Source organism: Nocardia sp. NBC_01377, assembly GCF_045040005.1.
Taxonomy (GTDB): Bacteria; Actinomycetota; Actinomycetes; order Mycobacteriales; family Mycobacteriaceae; genus Nocardia; species Nocardia noduli.
On the sequence record NZ_CP109566.1, the window covers coordinates 743,804 to 761,845 of the forward strand.

General features: G+C 68.6%; 19 protein-coding genes. 6 read left to right on the top strand and 13 right to left on the bottom strand.

All coding sequences use genetic code 11. The features are described 5' to 3' along the window. Positions 1–40 precede the first annotated feature (40 nt). The 9 genes from OG225_RS03485 to OG225_RS03525 form a co-directional block, all read right to left on the bottom strand. Entirely contained in the window at positions 41–1,054 is a 1,014-nt protein-coding gene (locus OG225_RS03485) for an ROK family glucokinase (protein WP_216910010.1), read from the bottom strand. Beyond that, positions 1,051–1,566 (bottom strand): hypothetical protein, encoded by a 516-nt coding sequence (locus OG225_RS03490; protein WP_405180375.1) that lies wholly within the window; start codon positions 1,564–1,566, stop codon positions 1,051–1,053. The genes OG225_RS03485 and OG225_RS03490 overlap by 4 nt, the downstream gene beginning before the upstream one ends. Next, positions 1,563–2,828: an ArsA family ATPase gene (locus OG225_RS03495; RefSeq protein ID WP_405183176.1), complete on the bottom strand. Its 1,266-nt coding sequence runs from the start codon at positions 2,826–2,828 to the stop codon at positions 1,563–1,565. The genes OG225_RS03490 and OG225_RS03495 overlap by 4 nt, the downstream gene beginning before the upstream one ends. After that, a complete protein-coding gene (locus OG225_RS03500; RefSeq protein WP_405183177.1) occupies positions 2,825–3,262 on the bottom strand; it encodes an SRPBCC family protein in 438 nt (145 codons plus the stop codon). The genes OG225_RS03495 and OG225_RS03500 overlap by 4 nt, the downstream gene beginning before the upstream one ends. A gap of 82 nt (positions 3,263–3,344) precedes the next feature. Beyond that, entirely contained in the window at positions 3,345–3,728 is a 384-nt protein-coding gene (locus OG225_RS03505) for a polyketide cyclase / dehydrase and lipid transport (RefSeq protein ID WP_405180376.1), read from the bottom strand. An 86-nt stretch (positions 3,729–3,814) separates the two neighbouring features. Beyond that, positions 3,815–4,942 (bottom strand): glycosyltransferase family 4 protein, encoded by a 1,128-nt coding sequence (locus tag OG225_RS03510; protein ID WP_405180377.1) that lies wholly within the window; start codon positions 4,940–4,942, stop codon positions 3,815–3,817. Positions 4,943–5,037: 95 nt separating this feature from the next. Then, positions 5,038–6,036 (bottom strand): hypothetical protein, encoded by a 999-nt coding sequence (locus OG225_RS03515; protein ID WP_405180378.1) that lies wholly within the window; start codon positions 6,034–6,036, stop codon positions 5,038–5,040. Between the two features lie 6 nt (positions 6,037–6,042). Next, a complete protein-coding gene (locus OG225_RS03520; RefSeq protein WP_405180379.1) occupies positions 6,043–7,104 on the bottom strand; it encodes an NlpC/P60 family protein in 1,062 nt (353 codons plus the stop codon). 257 nt (positions 7,105–7,361) lie between these two features. Next, the gene (locus OG225_RS03525; RefSeq protein ID WP_405180380.1) at positions 7,362–7,928 is read right to left on the bottom strand and encodes a C40 family peptidase; all 567 of its coding nucleotides are present in this window, start codon (positions 7,926–7,928) and stop codon (positions 7,362–7,364) included. Positions 7,929–8,518: 590 nt separating this feature from the next. On the opposite strand from OG225_RS03525, the gene OG225_RS03530 reads away from it, so the two are divergent. Both OG225_RS03530 and OG225_RS03535 read left to right on the top strand, forming a co-directional pair. Continuing rightward, positions 8,519–10,354, top strand: coding sequence for a DEDD exonuclease domain-containing protein (locus OG225_RS03530; RefSeq protein WP_405180381.1), 1,836 nt, complete (start codon positions 8,519–8,521; stop codon positions 10,352–10,354). Positions 10,355–10,390: 36 nt separating this feature from the next. Next, positions 10,391–10,666 (top strand): Lrp/AsnC family transcriptional regulator, encoded by a 276-nt coding sequence (locus OG225_RS03535; protein ID WP_405180382.1) that lies wholly within the window; start codon positions 10,391–10,393, stop codon positions 10,664–10,666. Positions 10,667–10,672: 6 nt separating this feature from the next. On the opposite strand, the gene OG225_RS03540 is transcribed toward OG225_RS03535, so the two are convergent. From OG225_RS03540 to OG225_RS03550, 3 genes are all read right to left on the bottom strand, one after another. Beyond that, entirely contained in the window at positions 10,673–10,954 is a 282-nt protein-coding gene (locus OG225_RS03540; protein ID WP_405180383.1) for a hypothetical protein, read from the bottom strand. 284 nt (positions 10,955–11,238) lie between these two features. Beyond that, on the bottom strand, positions 11,239–12,300 hold the full coding sequence (gene trpD, locus OG225_RS03545; protein ID WP_405180384.1) for an anthranilate phosphoribosyltransferase: 1,062 nt from the start codon (positions 12,298–12,300) through the stop codon (positions 11,239–11,241). A 53-nt stretch (positions 12,301–12,353) separates the two neighbouring features. After that, positions 12,354–12,779, bottom strand: coding sequence for a hypothetical protein (locus tag OG225_RS03550; RefSeq protein ID WP_405180385.1), 426 nt, complete (start codon positions 12,777–12,779; stop codon positions 12,354–12,356). A gap of 220 nt (positions 12,780–12,999) precedes the next feature. On the opposite strand from OG225_RS03550, the gene OG225_RS03555 reads away from it, so the two are divergent. The 4 genes from OG225_RS03555 (at position 13,000) to OG225_RS03570 (ending at position 17,369) form a co-directional block, all read left to right on the top strand. After that, positions 13,000–13,608 (top strand): heme-copper oxidase subunit III, encoded by a 609-nt coding sequence (locus OG225_RS03555; RefSeq protein WP_216909986.1) that lies wholly within the window; start codon positions 13,000–13,002, stop codon positions 13,606–13,608. 61 nt (positions 13,609–13,669) lie between these two features. Beyond that, positions 13,670–14,557: a c-type cytochrome gene (locus OG225_RS03560; protein ID WP_216909984.1), complete on the top strand. Its 888-nt coding sequence runs from the start codon at positions 13,670–13,672 to the stop codon at positions 14,555–14,557. 20 nt (positions 14,558–14,577) lie between these two features. Next, the gene (locus OG225_RS03565; protein ID WP_405180386.1) at positions 14,578–15,753 is read left to right on the top strand and encodes a ubiquinol-cytochrome c reductase iron-sulfur subunit; all 1,176 of its coding nucleotides are present in this window, start codon (positions 14,578–14,580) and stop codon (positions 15,751–15,753) included. Next, a complete protein-coding gene (locus OG225_RS03570; protein WP_405180387.1) occupies positions 15,750–17,369 on the top strand; it encodes a cytochrome bc complex cytochrome b subunit in 1,620 nt (539 codons plus the stop codon). Before OG225_RS03565 ends, OG225_RS03570 begins: the two co-directional genes overlap by 4 nt. A gap of 66 nt (positions 17,370–17,435) precedes the next feature. Here the strand turns inward: OG225_RS03570 and OG225_RS03575 are convergent, their stop codons facing one another. Next, positions 17,436–17,924, bottom strand: a complete 489-nt coding sequence (locus tag OG225_RS03575) for a polyadenylate-specific 3'-exoribonuclease AS (protein WP_405183178.1) — start codon at positions 17,922–17,924, stop codon at positions 17,436–17,438. Positions 17,925–18,042: the final 118 nt, after the last annotated feature.

Genomic DNA, 18,042 nt, shown 5'->3' on the forward strand with positions numbered 1-18,042 from the left:
GGTACCCGTATTCGAACGTATGTCCGGTTTTGCGGGTTCGTCAGCGGCGGGTGGGTGCGACGTGATTCGGATGCGGGTCGGTGTCGACGAGGACCGCGCGCGCCAGTTCCGCGGCGCCGATCATCCCCGCCGCCTCGCCCAACTGCGTGGTGCGGATGCGAGCGAGCGGCCGGTGACCGGCTCCGGTGACCGCGCGCGCGTACTCCTCGCGCGCCTCATCGAGGAACAGCGGAGCCGAACTGCTGACTCCGCCCGCGATCACCACCAGATCCGGATCGAAGATATCGCTGACGAACGCGAGTCCGAGGCCGAGCCACCGGGCGAAATCGGCCACGGCGCGCACCGCGATCGGGTCGCCGTCCTGCGCGGCGCCCGCCACCCGGCGACCGGTCAGCGAACCGGGATCGCGGAACACCTCGCGGGCGAGCACGGTGGACCGCACCGGATCGGTCGCCAGCAATTCGATCGCGGTGTCGGCGAGCGCGGTACCGCTGCAATACCGCTCCCAGCACCCGCGTTTGCCGCACGGGCAGGCCCGGCCGTCCGGCACCACCTGGAGATGCCCGAGTTCCGGTGCGACGCCGTGACTTCCGCGATACAGCGTGCCGTCGATGAGCAGCGCCGCGCCGATCCCGGTGCCGATCGCCACCAGCACCACGTTGTGCCCGCCCGCCGCGGCCCCGAAGCGGTACTCGGCCCAGGCCGCGGCGTTCGCGTCGTGTTCGAGGATGACGGGCAGATCCAGTCGCCTGGTGAGCCGCTGCGCCACGGGGGTGTCCTGCCACGGCAGATGCGGGGCGAAGCGCACCGTGGAACGGTCGGCGTTGATGAAACCCGCCACCGCGAGCCCGACCGCGCCGATCGGATGACGTTCGCGCAGTTCGTGCACGGCCCGTTCCAGCGCGTTCTCCAGCGCGCGGGCCGAATGCGGGGTCGGGGCCTGGACGGTGTCGAGCACCTCGCCGTCGCCGTCGACGACCGAGGCGCGGATATTGGTGCCCCCGACGTCGATACCGACGGTCAGCGGAGTGACGGGTGAGGTCCGATCGGTCATGCCTTGATCGTCACGGGAATGCCGACGTACTTCGATCGCGCCCGGCCCGCGGCCGCGGTGCGCTCCGGTCGCGGCCGGTCCGCCGCGTCGGACTCGCGATGACGATGCGTATGCTGGTGTGGCGCAGCATCTTCGGACCCGCCGCTTGCGGACCCGCCGCTTGCGGACCCGCCGCCTTCATGCCTGGCGCCTTCGGACTCGGCGTCGGCGGGCACCGGCTCGACCGGCGCGCCGGCCAGTGCTTCGCGCAGCACCGTCACGATGGCCGTGCCGTGATCGGCGATCGCCGCCACGACCTGGTGATGTTCACCGCGCATCAGCGCCGCCGCGGCGCAGACCGGGCACCAACTGCAACTCGACCATTCGCCCGGTTGGTCCGCCGCGTGCCGCAGGACGGGTTCGACCCGCTCCAGGACGGTTTCGGCCAGTAGTTTGAGTTCCTCGGCGAATTCGCCGAAGCCGTCACCGGGTTCCTCGTCGGGCCCCGGGCGGGAATCACGGGGCCGCGTCATCGCGGCCACATTTCCGGATCCGGGACGAAGCGTACGACCAGGTATCCGCCATCGAGTTCGGCGCCGTCGACCATGCACCGTCGCAACACCGGAGCCAGGCGCACCCGGCGCCGCACCCCGTCCGCTCCCACGATCAAATCGTCCTCCACTCGTCCCAGTCGCAGCGTCGCCGGATCGGCGACGGGCAGGGGCAGCCGCAGCGAGTACACCGAATGCAGGCCGGTGCCCGACTCACATCGAACCACCGGCACAGCGGAACTCGCGTGAACCTCCCGTACTTCCGTTGGATTGTCGCCAAGCATAGGATGCGCGTCCACCGCGTACGACAGGGCGGACAGCGACCCGTAGCCGACCGGCTCCGAGCCGGTGTGCTGGGCCGTCAGCACCGGGATACCCGGCACGGCTTGTCGCATTCGCGCGATGACGTCGAGTTGTTCGGCGCGCCGGTTCAGATACCAGTGCGCCGCAGGATGTTCCGAGGGGCCCGATGGTGGCGGCGCGGGCGGCAGCAGCTTGTTGACGATCACCTCGGTCACCCGAAGCCCGAGCAGGACCGCCGCCGACCGCAGCCGCGCGGTCTCGGCGACGGCGAGTTGTTCGGCGAGGGTGACCAGCCGCGCCTCGGTGCGGTCGTGATCGCCGAGCAGGTCGTTCACCTCGGTGACCGCGGCGACGATCCGCTCCACCGCCGCCGCCAGGACCGCGCGACGCAGGTCGGCGCCGATTCCGCTCATCGTGCGCGCGTGCGGCGGCCAGATCCGCTCCACATAGCCGAGCAGCGTCGGCGGCGCGCTCAGCACGCGCAGCGTGTCGGCCGACGGCGGGCAGTCCAGGACGATCACGTCCCAGTCGTCCTCGCTCGCCAACTGGGCCACTTCCACCAGCATCAGCAGTTCCTGGACGCCGGGCAGACCGGTCAACTCGGCCGGATCGAGTGCGGCGATATCGATGCCGTGGTCGTGTCCGGTGTCCGCGCCGAGCACATGGACCACCTCGCGGAACCGATCCTCCAGCAGCGCGAGCGAATCCAACTCGATCACATCGAGATCGGGCGCGACGTTCACGATTCCGGCGATCGTTCCCGCGTCGTGCGGGAAGCGGAAGCCGAACGCGTCACCGAGCGAATGCGACTGGTCCATCGAGGCGAGCAGCGCCCGACGGCCCGCGCGGGCGTGGGCGATCGCCGTCGCGCACGCCAGTGTCGTCTTGCCGACCCCGCCCTTGCCGATGAACAGTTCCAGACGGGTTCGCGCGGCGGTCAGCCTTCGACCCGTTTCTTCAGTTCTTTCAGCGCGGTATCGGTGATCACCTTCTCGGCCTTGCGTTTGAACATGCCGATCATCGGGATGTTCAGGTCGACGGTCAGCTTGTAGGTGACCTCGGTGGTGCCGTCGGGCAGTTCGCGCAGTTCGTAGGTGCCGTCCTGCGCCTTCTGTAGCTCACCGCTGGTCATCCGCCAGCTGACCGCCTTGTCGTCGGGACGCCAGGTGTAGGAGAGCACATAGGTGTCCTTCACGACGCCCGCGTCGAGCACGAACCGCGCGGTCAGCGCACGGCCGTCGGCCCCTTTCTCCAGCACCTCGACGGATTTCGCCGCCGCGACCCATTCCGGGTAGGACTCCAGGTCGGCGATGACGGCCATCACCCGCCGCGAAGGTGCCGCGATGAGGATCGACCTCTGGGTCCGGTCGGCCATGGTGGTCAACGGTTCCTTTCCAGCGACGTGCTCGTCCCGGTGACGGGTCGCGGTCGGCGAAGCGTGGTTCAGGCGGTGGGGTTCACGCGGCGGGGGTCACGCCCGCGGCGCGACCCGCTTCCAGGCGTGCCTTGATCTCGAACGACATCCGTTTGCCCGCGACCCGGCGCGTACGGATGACCGCGAGCAATCGGCGCGGCGACATCCGCTCGACACCCGACGGCTCGGCATGCAGGAAGTAGTGCAGGATCACCCCGTCCAGCGCCGGCTGCAACCACACCTCCATGGTGCCGGTCAGCCCGCCGCTCACCGTCCAGCGAATCCCCTTGTCACCGCGATCTTCCCTGACCTCGAGTTCGAGATCCGGCCACCACTCGCGCCAACGGTTCGGCCCGCCGAGCACCTCGGCGACAGCGGCGCCGTCGGCGGCGACGAATGTCTGATCCGCGACCTGAATACTGCTCACACCGCTGAGCGTAGTTGATCCGGTTATGTGCGCATACGCGACTGTCACCGGGTGCGGATCGCCGCCGCGCACCCGGCGCCGACCACTCAGCGCAACAGGTGCCGCAGCCGCGCTCCCAGGCTGTCCCAGCGCCACTGCCGCTCGACGAATTCGCGACCGGCCGCGCCCATCTTCGCCGCGGCGTCGCGGTCGGAGAGGATGTCCACGATGGCGTTGGCGATGCGGGTGGCGTCGCGACCGTCGACCACATGCCCGGTCTTGCCTTCGAGCACCGTCTCGGGCGCACCGCCGGAATTGCCCGCGACCACGGGAACCCCGGTGGCCGAGGCTTCCAGATAGACGATGCCCAGGCCTTCGACGTCGAGCCCGGCCCCGCGGGTACGGCTCGGCATCGCGAACACGTCGGCGATGGTGTGATGCGCGGCGAGTTCGGCCGAGGGCACCCGCCCGGTGAACACCACATCGTCGGCGACCCCCGTCGCGGCGGCCAGCCCGCGCAATTTCTGCTCGTACGGGCCACCGCCCGCGATCACCAACACCGCGCCGTCGACGCGTTCGCGGATCTCGCGCATGGCGACGATCAGCGCGTCCTGGCCCTTGCGCGGCACCAGGCGGGACAGGCAGAGCACGGTGGGGCGGTCGTCGAGTCCGTAGCGGGCGCGCAATTCGGCGCGGGCGCCCGGATCGGGACGGAACACCTCGGTGTCGACGCCGGGCGGTAGATATTCCAGCGCCGCGGTCGGTCCGAACGCCGAGGCGAAGCGTCCGCGCGTGTACTTGCTGACATAGGTGACGACGTCGGTGTTCGTCCCGATCGCCCGCAGCGCCTGTCGCGCGCCGGGCAGCATGGACCAGCCGACCTCGTGTCCGTGCGTGCTGGCGAGAATGCGTTCCGCGCCCGCCCGGCGCAGCATCGGCGACAGCAATGCCAGCGGCGCGGCGGCGCCGAACCACACGGTGTCGCAATTCTCGCTCCGCAGCAGCCGCGCCGCCCGGCGCAGCACCAGCGGTGTCGGCAGCATCAGGGTGGTGGGATGGCGCACGACCTGGAACTTCTGCGCGGCGTCGAATTTCAGATGCGAATCCCCGCGCCAGCGCGGCGCGTAGACGACCAGATCGTCGGGCGGCAGCTGTCCGGTGAGCGCCTGCAGATACGACTGGATACCGCCCGGCCGTGGCGGGAAATCATTGGTAACCAGCAGAGTTCGGGCCATGGGATAAACCTACTGTGTCGGAGGGGCCGCGTTTTCGGCGCGGCGTGTTCGTTTCGGCGGCCGATGATCGCCGCCGCTCGGTTCGGGATCCGCGGTTATCGCGGTTGCGCCGAAAGCCACTCGCGCCACCGCGCCACGAACTCGGCGGTGTCGGTGCCGAGGACTTCGCGCAGCATCCGATCCTGCGCGGCGGAATCCGCTGGACCCGCCGCGATCCGGCGGTACAGATCGACCAGGTCGGTTTGGCCGTACTTCTCCGCGACGAACGCGCACGCCGACCACGCCGACTCGTAGGTCTCCGTGGCCCGGCTCCCGCTGAAATCGGCGTCGGAGGGCAGGCCGGTCGGGAGTTCGCCCGCGCGGATCCGGGCGGCGACCGTCGGTGCGATATCGCCGAAGCGGTGCCCCTGGGCCCGGTGCGCGGCGTATTCGGCGAACCCTTCGAGCATCCACCGCGCGGCGCCGTCGACGGTGACGGCGCGGGTCGCCACGTGGGTGAGTTCGTGGCGGAGCAGGGTCCGCAATTGATCGGGGGTCAGCCGTGCGCCGGCGTCGGGGCTGAACACCACCCGCTGACCGGTAGGCATGGCGCCGGGCGCGAACGGGTCGGTGACCGTGACCGCGGCGACCTCACCGGGCAGCAGCGAACCCGCGCGCACCAGGGCCGCGAATTCCGAGGCATTGCCCGCGACGACGATCATCGCCGAACGTGGCCACTGCGGCCCCCACAGTTCGGTGACGGCGGCGACGGCTCGCGGCAGTTCGTCACCGAGGACCGTCATCTCGGCCTGCCCGTTCTCGTGGCCGACGACCAGCGACTCCTGCCCGTCGCCGGTCGCGATCCGCTCGGTGCTGATCTCGCCGAACGGTTCGAGGATCCGGCGCACGGTCGCCAGTCGCGGATCGTCGGCGGCGACCTGTCCGAGCGACAGCGCGGACGCGGGCTGCGCGGCGCGGATCTCGGGCAGCGCGAAATTCGGCAGGACGACCAGCGCACCGCAGGCGCAGGTCAGCATCACCACCGTCGTGAGGGTCAGGGCGAACTGGCCGCGTCCGCGCGCCGTGCACCAGGCACGTAACCCGCGTATCCGCATAGCAGATCAGTATCGCCGAGCGGAATGAAACGGTGTCGAGGAGATGGGGGCCACGGCGACGGGGACGCCGAAGGTGGAGGCGTGCAACATCAGGCCGTTGCCCGCGTAGATCCCGACGTGGGAGATCTCGGGATAGAAGAACACGACGTCACCGGGCTGCATATCGCTCTTCTTCACCGGCGTGCCGAAATTGGCCTGCTGGGAGCTCGTGCGCGGGACGTTCTTGCCGACCTGCTTGAACGCCCACTGCACCAGGCCGGAGCAGTCGAACTGGTCGGGGCCGGTCGCGCCCCAGACGTAGGGATCGCCGACGCGGGTCAGGCCCGCCGCGAGCGCGCTGGTGCCGCTGCCGGGGACGAGTCCCTGCAACAGGGTGTCGCGGTCGAAGCCGGGAGGGAAGGGCGAACCGGCCCACGCGGCTTTGTCCCTGACCGACAGCGAGGTCCACGCCTCGACCACCTGGGCGATGGCGCCCCCGAGTTCGCTTTGTTTGCGCTCGAGGTCGGCGCGCACCTCCTCGGCGCGGGTGGCGGCCGCGCGGGCGGCGTCGGCGGCCGAATGCGCCGCGGCCTCGGCGGCAGCGGCGGCGTCGCCCGCCTTCTTGAACTGCTTGAGTTGATCGGTGGTCTGGGTCTCCACCACATCGAGCATCGACATCTGGTCGAGCAGCCGCTGCGGTGAATCGCTGACCAGGACCGCGAACATCCGGTTGGTGCGCGCGCCCTGATAGGCGGCGATCGCGGTGCGATCGATGACCGGCTGGAATTTCCTGACCTCGTCGCGGGCGGCGTTCACCGCGTCGGTCTTGGTGGCGAGCAACGCCTCGGCGTCGTTCTGGATGGCCAGTTTGGCGTCCAGATCGGTCTGGGCGTCCAGCGCCTGCTGATTGAGCTGATCGGAGCTTCGCGACAGTTCGATCATGCGCGCGACCGCTTCGCTCGCCGTCGAGGGCAGGGCGACGGGATCGGCCGCGGCCGGACCGGCGGCGCACGGGGCGGTGGCGAGCACCGCGGCCGCCAGAATCCCTCCCGCCAGACGCTTCGGCGAATGTCTCCGGTGTGGTGCCACGGTGTACGTTGCCCCGTTCTCTCGAGCGACGATGTTCAGCGGACGGGCCGAAGTAACGGGGCGGACGGCCCTGTGACCCGCGTAGGTCTCGATTAGGTTACGGAACAGCGTATCTCCGTGTCCAGTAGGGCACAAACACATCACATTCGCCATCCGGAGGCATGGCTGTGACGTAGTTCCGCGGCCGCGGGAGCGTCCCCGGTGAGCCGCCCGTCGGAGCGATGGAGCGAACCGGGGCTACTCGCCGGGCGGACCGATCAGAAGTGGCGCGCGCCCGTGACCGGCATCGACGAGATCGGGGCGATCATGACCGGGGTGCCGGAGGTGGAGGCGTGGACGACGTTGCCGTCACCGGCGTACAGGCCGGAGTGGCCGCCGCCGTAGAACGAGATCAGGTCGCCGGGCTGGAGCGCGTCGAGCGAGACCGGTGCGCCCGCGTTGAGCTGGGCGCCACTGGTGCGCGGTAGCTCCATGCCCGCTTCGCGGTAGGCCCACTGCACGAGGCCGGAGCAGTCGAAGGCGTTGGGCCCCGCCGCGCCGTACACGTACGGTGCGCCGAGTTTGCTCACGGCGGCGTCGAGGGCGACCTCGCCGAGGCTCTTCTGGGGGGCCACGAAGGGCAGCGGGCCGCCGGGCAGTTCGATACCGGGGATGGCCGGGATCTGGATCTCGTTGGGAACCTCGAAGGTTCCGACGCCGGGGATGGTCACCGGCTGGGCCGACGCCGGAGCGGCGGGCAGGAGGATCGCGCCGATGGTGGCAGCGCCGACGGCTCCGGCGGCGACGGCACGCCGCGCCTGTCGCTTGACGGTGTTGGACGCCATGATGCGTACTTCCAATCTGCCCCACGACGCCGCACCCGGTGGTGCGGCGGACTGCGTGCCTACCGCTTCGACGCGGCGGGACTCCGTGAGGTCTCGAAAAGGTTACGAACACATCACGGGTGTTTGTAAAGCCGTGACAATCCGAAATGCCAACGCTCAACAGAAGGTCGACACCGCACGTGGGAGATATCTCACAGACAATCACGAAACGATAACTAGCAATTTTCGCGCGTCCACTCCCGGTGGAATCCCGGGCGTGTCTCCCCGTTTCGCTCGGGTTGCCGACGGCGTGTCGAATCGGCGTTCCCCCAGTTCGCCACGCGTGTTCCGATGGTACGACCGTCCCGAAATCGGACAAGTGTCCGAATAGCCCGATCGGATCGCGGGGTTCGCCTTCGGTGTCGCCCGTGCTCGAGAGGCGTCAGCCGGACAATTGATTCATATTCAGATCGACTGTGAGCTGCCTCTCTTTTGGGTGTACTAGATCATTCAGCGGGCATCGAAACGAAATCCCCGTGTTGTAATTCGGTCATTTCGCGGGAGTTTTCGCGCGCCCATATCTGTCGGACCCGGGCCCTAGGCTGCACGCCGTGCCCGACCCCGCAGCGCCAACGGCCGCCGCCAAGCAGTTGGCGTTCGACGAACTCGACACCCCGCTCTACGACACCACCTTCGTCGTCGTCGATCTGGAGACCACGGGAACGAGCCCGGACGGCGACGCGATCACCGAGATCGGCGCCGTGAAAGTGCGCGGCGGTGTCGTGCTCGGCGAATTCGCCACCCTGATCAACCCCGGCCGCGAGATTCCGCCCACGATCGTGCACGTCACCGGGATCACCACGGCCATGGTCTACGCCGCGCCCCGCATCGACGCGGTGCTGCCCGGATTCCTGGAATTCGCCGCGGGCGCGGTCCTGGTCGCGCACAACGCCCGTTTCGACACCGCGTTCCTGCGTGCGGCGGCGGCACGGCTGGAAACCCCGTGGCCGAATTTCCCGGTGCTGTGCACGGTGAAGCTGGCGCGGCGGGTACTGACCCGCGACGAGGCGCCCTCGGTGCGACTCGGCGTCCTGGCGCGGGTGCTCGGCGCGAGCACCGAACCGACCCACCGCGCCCTCGACGACGCCAAGGCCACCGTCGACGTACTGCACGCCCTGATCGCCCGTGTCGGCAATCAGGGCGTGCACAGTCTCACCGAACTGATGGACTACCTCCCCGGCGTCACCACCGGCCAGCGCGCCAAACGGATTTTCGCCACCGACCTGCCGCAGGCGCCCGGTGTCTACCTCTTCCGCGGCCCCGCCGACGAAGTCCTCTACATAGGCACCGCGGTGAATCTGCGTCGCCGCGTGCGCAACTACTTCACAGGTTCGGAGACCAGGGGCCGGATGAAGGAGATGGTCGCGCTCGCCACCCGGGTCGACCACGTCGTGTGCGCCCACGGTCTCGAGGCGGGCGTGCGGGAACTGCGACTGCTCGTCGCGCACGCCCCGCCGTACAACCGGCGCTCCAAATTTCCGAAGCGGGCGTGGTGGCTGACGCTGACCGATGAGCCGTTCCCGCGATTCGCGGTGGTCCGCACCCCGACCGCGGATGCGCTCGGCCCCTTCCGTTCCCGCCAGGACGCCGCCGATATCGCGGCCACCATGGCCGAGCATTCCGGGCTGCGAACCTGCACCGCGCGGTTGCCGCGCGACGGGGTCCACGACTGTCCGCCCACGGCCGTCGGCGGCTGCCCCGCCGCCGCCCCGTCCGGAAATCCCACGGCCATGGCCGATTACGCCGCCGCTCCCGCCGCGGTGCGCGCCCTGTTCAGTGGATATTCCGACGTCGTCCTGTGCCGGATGGTCGACACGATCGACACCTACGCCCGCGCCGAGCTTTTCGAGGCCGCGGCCCGATTGCGCGACCGCACGGTCGCCGTGGTCCGCGCGCTGCGCCGCGTACAGCGCCTCGCTGCCCTGGCCCGGTTGACCGAGATCATCGTGGCGGGCCCGGACGGTGCGGGCGGATGGGAGTTCGCGGTGATCCGGTACGGCCGCTTGGCCGCCTCGGGTACCGCGGCGCGGGGCACGCCGCCCATGCCGGTGGTCGAACACCTGGTGGCCGCCGCGGAAACCGTTGTCCCGGAAGGTGATTCCACGGCGGCGTGGATGCAGCCACCGGAGGTCGCGCGTGCCGGGGCGGGTCCACCGCTGCGCGGCGCGTCCCCGGAGGAAGTGGGCCTGGTCGTACGGTGGCTGACGCGGCCGGGGGTGCGGATCGTGCGGACCGCCGAGGGGTACTGCGAACCCGTCCACGGCGCCGCGCGGTGGACGGCGTGGGTCGAGATCGCGGAGAACGCGGCCGCGACGGCCGGGGAATCGGAGGGCGCGGACTACATCGATGCCTCGGCGGGGACGGGCCGGACGGGATCGCGCCCGTGACCTACGCGGGCCGGTAGGCGGCCTAGGCTGGCGATCATGATTAACGCGATCGTGCTGATCCAGGCCGACAACGGCCGCATTCCGGAGACCGCGCAGGCGCTCGCCGACACCGACGGTGTCGCCGAGGTCTATTCGTGCGCGGGCGATGTGGATCTGATCGCCATCGTGCGGGTTCGCGACCACGCGCGGATCGCCGACGTGGTGACCGGCCGGATCGACAAGACCCCCGGCGTGCTGCGCACCGTCACCCATATCGCGTTCAAGTCGTATTCGAGCGCGGATGTGGAAGCCGGGTTCTCACTCGGCGAGTGATCCGGCTCAGGAGATCTGGAGCGACGCGCCGTTCGTCGTCGCGATCTGACTCGGGGTGAGGACCGCGGTCACCTCGCCTCGGCATCCCGGCCTGCTGTAGACGGTCACGGTGGTGTCGGTGTGGTTCTCGACCGTCAGTTGCGGCCTGCCCGCGGTCGCCTCGAGGCATCCGACCGGATCGCGGAGTACGGAGCCGTCCATGACGACGCTGCCCTGGGCGGCGTAGGCCGATGGGGCGATGACGAGCGCGCCCGCCACCGCCAGCGCACCGAATACCGCGCGCATCATGCCTGAACTCCTTGCGAATCGTTCCGACCGGCGGGCACCGTTCGCGCTGGCCGATCCCGGGGACCGGGTGCCGCAACTGTAGCGGCGGTCGCCCGCTGTACCGAGGATTGTGCCTGGTGCGTTGCCCGGTCGCTGTTTAAGACCGGTCGGTATGTAATCACCGCCGCGGTTCCACCATCGGAAACCGCGCTACCAGGCAATATTCTACGCTCGGCCCGGTTGACGAGCCCGGCTCTCGAGCCGTCCGCCGTTCGGCGCCCCACCGTCGCGGGACGCCCGCGTTCTCAGTCCTCGCCGAGGGTGCAGGTGAGTTCGGCCCAGTTGTCCAGCAGGGCCGCGGCCTGCCCGTTATCGATCGCGGCGGCGGCGCGTTCGATGCCCGCGGCCAGCGCTTCGTGGATATCGACATCGAATTCGTGTGTGCCCTGGGACAGGTCGTAGGCGACGATCGCCGCGGCCGAATTCACCAGCACCGCGTCGCGGACCGCGCCCGCGGTGCCCGCGAGCACATCCCGTGCCACCCCGGCGTTGACATTCGCGTCACCGCCGCGCAGCGCGTCCAGGTCGACGCGGGCGATGCCGAGCCGGGTGGGGTCGATCGTGGTCTCGCGCAGCCGTCCGCCCGACACCACCCAGGCGGAGGTGGTGTCGGAGGTGGTGATCTCGTCGAGCCCGTCGTCACCTCGCACCACGAGGGCGCTCGCGCCGCGTTCGGCGAAGACCCCGGCGATGACGGGCAGCAGATCGGGGAACGCGCAGCCGATCAGACCCGCGCGCGGTTGCGCCGGATTGGTGAGCGGGCCGAGCACATTGAAGACGGTGGGGATACCGATCTCCTTGCGTGCCGGTCCGGCGAACCGCAGGGCCGGATGGAACAGCGGCGCGAAACAGAAGCCGATCCCGGCCTCGCGCACCGAACGCGCGACCGATTCGGGGCCGAGGGCGAGTTTCACCCCGAGCGCCTCCAGCACATCGGCGCCGCCGCTCTTGGACGAGGCCGCGCGGCTACCGTGCTTGACCACGGGCACACCCGCCGAAGCCACCACGATCGAGGACATGGTGGAGATGTTCACCGAACCGGACCGGTCGCCGCCGGTGCCGACGATATCGACCGCGTCACCGTCGATATGGACCAGCCGCGCGTGCCCGAGCATGCCGGTCGCCAACCCCGACAGTTCCTCCGGCGTCGGACCCTTGATCTTCATGGCGACGCCGAACGCCGCGATCTGCGCCTGCGTCGCGTTGTCGGTGAAGATCTCGTTGATCACCCAGGTCGTGTCGTCGGCGGCCAGATCGCCACCGTCGGCGAGGGTGCCCAACACCTGGGGCCAACTACGCACGGTCATCTCCACATACTCCCGTCACCACCGGCTCGCGCACCAGTTCGTCGCGATGCAGCCTAGTTGGCCGCGCCCGGTTGCAGCGCGTCCCAACCGTCGGCGAATCCGTCGTGGCGCTGGGCCAGACCCGCCATCCTGGAGCGCTCCTGCGAACAGTGCAGGGCGTCGAGCACCTGGACTCGTCGCAGGATCAGCGGCGCGAGCGCGTCCCCGGCGACCGGATTCGGTTCCGGCGCGTAGCCGTCCTGCGCGGCGATCTCGCACACCCGCTCGTGCCGGTCGGCCGGAATCCGCAGGTGATGGCGCAACACCACGGCGGCGTCGGGGGCGAATCCGGTCGCGCGGGCGAGTGCGGCCGAACACGCCTCCGCGTCGTCGAAACTCGAGGCGACCACCACCAGATCGGTCCGCGACGAGTCGAGCGGTTCGGGCCCCTTCCGTCCGAAGAGCCGCTGCCACAGTCCGGTCGCCACATTCGCCTCCATCTCAGCTTCTCCTTACCCGAGGCTGTCATAGTTGCCCGTGTCGTCGCGTCACGACGGGGGGCATCGCGGGCGATCCGACGCGTGGATCAGGTCCGAACTGGGCAAATGCTGACACGCCGCCGCGGGGTGAGAGTCGGTCCGTCCGTGCGATATCCGACACGGGGCGAGAACTTTCCCACCCGGGTACTCCTGTCGTACTACGACGAGTCATACTTAGCCCGTGACGACCGCAGTAGGGACCCCAGGATCGGCCATTACCCAGCGTGTGCACTCGCTGAACCGGCCCAACATGGTCAGCGTCGGTACCATTATCTGGCTGTCCAGCGAGCTGATGTTCTTCGCCGGCCTCTTCGCGATGTACTTCGTCGCGCGCGCGCAGGCCACCGAGTGGCCGCCGGAGCCGACCGAGCTCAATCTGAAGCTCGCCGTTCCGGTCACGGCCGTGCTGGTGGCCTCGTCGTTCACCTGCCAGATGGGCGTGTTCGCCGCCGAGCGCGGCGATGTCTTCGGTCTGCGCCGCTGGTACGTCATCACGCTGATCATGGGCGCGTTCTTCGTGAGCGGCCAGGGATACGAGTACTACCACCTCGTGCACGAGGGCACCTCGATCTCCAGCAGTTCCTACGGCTCGGTGTTCTACATCACCACCGGCTTCCACGGTCTGCACGTCATCGGCGGTCTCATCGCCTTCGTGTTCCTGCTGCTGCGCACCAAGGCCAGTAAGTTCACCCCGGCGCAGGCCACGGCCGCGATCGTCGTCTCCTATTACTGGCATTTCGTCGACATCGTCTGGATCGGTCTGTTCGCGACGATCTACTTCGTCCGCTGATCGCGGTCCGCGCCCCACAGCATTTGTACAAGTCGGTTCCGTCTACTCCAAAGGGACACAGATGAGTTCATCTCCCCCGTCAGCGCCAGAGCCCGCAGGCACCAGCGCGGCGTCCAGCCCCGACGGCACTGCCGCGGCGGCAGGCAGGATCCGCAAGCAGCGTCGCACCCGTCGGCGTATCGCGGGCGGTCTCGCGCTGCTGGTGGGTCTGGTCTCAGCGGGTTTCCTGGCCACAGCCCTGACCCCGGAGCCGCAGGTCGCGACCGCGCACGAGGACCAGTCCGCGCTGATTCGCGAGGGTAAGCAGCTCTACGAGACGTCCTGCATCACCTGCCACGGCGCGAACCTGCAGGGTGTGCTCGATCGTGGTCCCAGCCTGATCGGCGTCGGCGAGGCCGCGGTGTACTTCCAGGTGTCGACCGGCCGTATGCCGCTGGCCGCCAACCAGGCGCAGGCCACCCGCAAGCCGGTCAAATTCGACGCGCAGCAGACCGACGCGCTGATGGCCTACGTCGCCTCCAACGGCGGCGGACCCACCGTGGTCCGCGACGCCAACGGCGAGATCGCGCAAGAGTCGCTGCGCGGTGACGACATCGGCCGCGGTTCGGAGCTGTTCCGGATGAACTGCGCGTCCTGCCACAACTTCACCGGCCGTGGTGGCGCGCTGTCCTCGGGCAAGTACGCGCCCCCGCTGGACGAGGCCTCCGAGGCGCAGCTGTGGACCGCGATGGTGTCCGGCCCCGAGAACATGCCGAAATTCTCCGACCGGCAGTTGTCCGCGGAAGAGAAGCGCGACATCATCGCCTATATCAAGAACGCGCAGGAAGAAGGCGCGCCCGGCGGTTACGGCCTCGGTGGCTTGGGCCCCGCGACCGAGGGGCTCGCCATCTGGGTGGTCGGCATCACGCTCGTCGTCGGTGCCGCGATGTGGATCGGATCACGGTCATGACGGACAAGGAGCCTAACGACATGGGTCGGCCGGATGAGGGCCACGACGACGTCACGTTGTCGAAGACGGAGAAAGCCGCGCTCGCGGCCGATCCCACCGAGGCCGAACTCGACGCGATGACGCGGGACGAGCTGGTCAAGCTCGGCACCGAACGTGACGGCGTCGATGTCGCCTATCGCGCCGAACGCTTCCCGATCCCCGGCACCCGTGCCGAGAAGCGTGCCGAGCGCGAGGTCACCTTCTGGTTCGCGATCTCCGGCCTGTTCGGCGCGGCACTGATCGGTGTCTACCTGTTCTGGCCCTGGGAGTTCAAGGGCGAGGGCAACAAGGACCACGGCAAGTACCTGCTCTACACCCCGCTGGTCGGTGTCGCCTTCGGTGTCTCGGTGCTCGCCATCGGTATCGCCGTCGTGCTGATCCGCAAGAAGTTCATCCCGCCGGAGCTGTCGATCCAGACCCGTCACGACGGGCCGTCGCCCCTGGTCGAGCGCCGCACCCTGGCCGCTCAGCTCTCCGACTCGGGGGAGACCACGACCCTCGGACGCCGCAAGATGATCACCCGCACCGCGGGCGCCGGTGTCGGCGTGCTCGGTGTCGGCGCGCTGTTGGTCTTCGTCGGCGGCATGATCAAGAACCCGTGGGCCAAGGGCGACAAATCCCCGCTGTGGGTGTCGGGCTGGACCCCGGATTTCGAGGGCGAGACCGTCTACATCCGTCGCGACACCGGTCGCCCCGAGGATGTCGTACTCGTGCGCCCGGAGGATCTGGACGCCGGTTCCATGGAGACGGTGTTCCCGTGGAAAGAGAGCTGGCGCGGTGACGAGCACGCGACCTTCCAGTCGCTGCGCGGCATCCGCAACGCCGTCATGCTGATCAGGTTGCGCACCGAAGACGCGCAGAAGGCGATCAAGCGCAAGGGTCAGGAGAGCTTCAACTTCGGCGATTACTTCGCCTACTCGAAGATCTGCACCCACCTCGGTTGCCCGACGTCGCTGTTCGAGCAGCAGACCAACAAGATCCTCTGCCCCTGCCATCAGTCGCAGTTCCTCGCGACCGAATGGGGTAAGCCGGTCTTCGGTCCCGCCGCTCGCGCACTGCCGCAGCTGCCGATCACCGTAAATTCCGAGGGCTATCTCGTCGCCAACGGCGACTTCATCGAGCCGCTCGGCCCGGCTTACTGGGAGCGTCGATCATGAGTCGTGTGGCAACGCAAGCCAACGAGATGGACGAGCGGTATCGCGCCGCCGCGTTCATGAAGCGTTCGATCAACAAGGTCTTCCCGACCCACTGGTCGTTCCTGCTCGGTGAGATCGCGATGTACAGCTTCATCATCCTGTTGCTGTCGGGCGTGTATCTCACGCTGTTCTTCGATCCGTCGATGAGCGAGGTCGTCTACAACGGCGCCTACCAGCCGTTGCGCGGCGTCACCATGTCGCGGGCCTACGAGACCGCGCTGAACATCTCCTTCGAGGTGCGCGGCGGTCTGTTCGTGCGCCAGGTGCACCACTGGGCGGCGCTGCTGTTCGCGGCGTCGATCATCGTCCACCTGTTCCGCATCTTCTTCACCGGCGCGTTCCGTAAACCGCGTGAGGCCAACTGGGTGATCGGCTGCCTGCTGCTCATCCTGGCGATGTTCGAGGGTTTCTTCGGCTACTCGCTGCCCGACGATCTGCTGTCCGGCACGGGTCTGCGCGCCGCGTTCTCCGGTATCACGATCTCGATCCCGGTCATCGGCACCTGGATGCACTGGCTGATGTTCGGCGGCGACTTCCCCGGCGACATCATCATCCCGCGCCTCTACATCGCGCACGTGCTGCTGTTCCCCGGCATCATCCTGGCGCTGATCGCGGCGCACGTGGCCCTGGTCTGGTACCAGAAGCACACCCAGTTCCCCGGCCCCGGCCGCACCGAGAACAACGTCATCGGCGCGCGCATCGTCCCGGTGTTCGCCGCCGACCAGGGCGCGTTCTTCGCCTTCACCCTCGGCATCGTCGGCATCATGGGCGGCGTGCTCCAGATCAACCCGATCTGGAACCTCGGTCCGTACAACCCGTCGCAGGTCTCGGCGGGTTCGCAGCCCGACTTCTACATGATGTGGACCGACGGCATGGCGCGACTGATGCCGCCGTGGGAGCTGTACCTGGGCCGCTACACGATTCCGGCCGTGTTCTGGGTCGCGCTCATCATGGGTCTGGTGTTCACGGTCCTGATCGCCTACCCGTGGATCGAGAAACGCCTCACCGGTGATACCGCGCCGCACAACCTGTTGCAGCGTCCGCGTGACGTGCCGGTGCGTACCGCGATCGGTGCCATGTCGATCGCCTTCTACGTGGTGCTGACGCTGTCCTGCGTCAACGACATCATCGCGCTGAAATTCGACATCTCGCTGAACGCGACCACCTGGGCGGGCCGTATCGGTCTGCTTGTGGTGCCGCCGCTGGCCTACTTCGTCGCCTACCGGTTCTGCATCGGTCTGCAGCGCAGTGACCGCGCGGTACTCGAGCACGGCATCGAGACCGGTGTGATCAAGCGGCTGCCGCACGGAGAGTACATCGAGGTGCACCAGCCGCTCGGCCCGGTCGACGATCACGGCCACCCGATCCCGCTGGAGTACCAGGGCGCGAGCGTCCCGAAGAAGATGAGCAAACTGGGTTCGGCGGGCAAGCCCGGCACCGGTTCGTTCCTGCGGGCCGATCCGAAGGCGGAATCCGACGAGCACTTCAGGCTCGAGCACGAGGAAGAGCACAAACAGCTCAAGGTGCTGCAGGCGGCTCAGGACCGGGCGAACGGCAACGGCCATCACGGTCACTGACAGCCGGTCCGATATGTGAGAGGCCCCCGAGTCGAATCGACTCGGGGGCCTCTCGCGTCGAAGGGGTCAGCGGCGGCGCGCGGCCTCGATCGCCTCGAACTTGGCGTAGTTGTGGCGGGCGTCGGCGAGGGCGTCGTGGGCGTCGGGCGGGACCGGGGGCAGTTCCGGCCTGCCGTGGAACTCCCAGTGCTGGCGCAGTTCGTTGGTGTAGCGGGGCAGGGTGTTGGGCAGGTCGACCATCGAACCCCACAGCTGACACAGGGCGACGTGGTCGTAGGCACTGACCCAGGCCCACAGTTCGGGCTGCACGGTGGGGCGCGGAACAAGGAACCTGTAGAGGTCCGTACGGATCTGTTCGCGGCTGCGCCACAGCGGTGAGGCGGGGGGCGGCAGCTGCGGCAGCACGTACTTGCGCACCCACGGGCCCGCTTTGGCGGGATCGAACTCGGTGGAAACCGCGTAATACTCGCGTCCGTCCTCGCAGACGACGCCGATCGACACCAGGTCGATCACCACGCCGTCCTCGATGAACTCGCAGTCATAGAAATATCTCAGCGAGATCGACCTCTCCTCGATGATCTGGTCCGGTTGGTGGACTTGGTGCCGGTGCCCAACCCTATGCGGGACGGCGGGCGGAGCGCGCGCAAGGGCACCCGGGGTGCGGATTCGAACA